The sequence below is a fragment of the Kroppenstedtia guangzhouensis genome, from assembly GCF_014637345.1.
GTDB lineage: Bacteria > Bacillota > Bacilli > Thermoactinomycetales > DSM-45169 > Kroppenstedtia > Kroppenstedtia guangzhouensis.
This window is the reverse complement of sequence record NZ_BMEX01000080.1, coordinates 1-576: the sequence shown is the minus strand read 5'-3', so window position 1 is coordinate 576 and position 576 is coordinate 1. Positions and strand designations below refer to the sequence as shown.

General features: G+C 53.6%; 2 protein-coding genes. Both read left to right on the top strand.

Translation table 11 applies throughout. The features are described from left to right. Window positions 1–310, top strand: a 310-nt coding sequence (locus IEV46_RS17890; protein ID WP_188433988.1) for a hypothetical protein, incomplete at its 5' end; no start/stop codon positions are given. A gap of 79 nt (window positions 311–389) precedes the next feature. Next, window positions 390–575 (top strand): hypothetical protein, encoded by a 186-nt coding sequence (locus IEV46_RS17885; RefSeq protein WP_188433986.1) that lies wholly within the window; start codon window positions 390–392, stop codon window positions 573–575. Window position 576: the final 1 nt, after the last annotated feature.

Sequence of the window (576 nt, the reverse complement as noted above, 5' to 3'; positions counted from 1 at the left end):
ATCTGGGGTGATGGGCGATACCCCAGATTTACAAAAAATCCGTTTCACCGGAAAGGAGATTGCCTTCACTAGGCAACTCCAGGGTAACGATACCAGAGGGGTCGACTGCACGCTGTACCTGACGAAAAAGAGGAAGTTCCTCCTATTCGTCAAGGATTGGTCGCACTGGCAAGGTGAACGCACGACGACGGAATATTACATTTATGACACGTTGGAGGATGTCGAGGTTTCCGGACATGCTACCGGCCAACTGATCCGGGATGCAAGAGAGTCCATCGGGGAAGACCCGGCGATCGAACTGGATATTTGATTTTGACACGGCCCGCCGGGTGCCGCGAGACCCGGCCCATGAATATGGGTGGCGACCTACCGCTAAGGAGGAATTGAGGATGCAAAACCATGCAGAATGGATTCGTGAGGCTGTGAAAGGCATGACACCTGTCGAATTGGTGGCGCACTTGGCTACCGATGGTTTCATGGGAGTAGTCGAAAAGGCAGAGGAAATTATCGCCCTCTGCCAGCAAGGGAAGTTTGAGGAGGCGGCGCAAGCCGCGCATATGGATGGGTGGCTTTGAT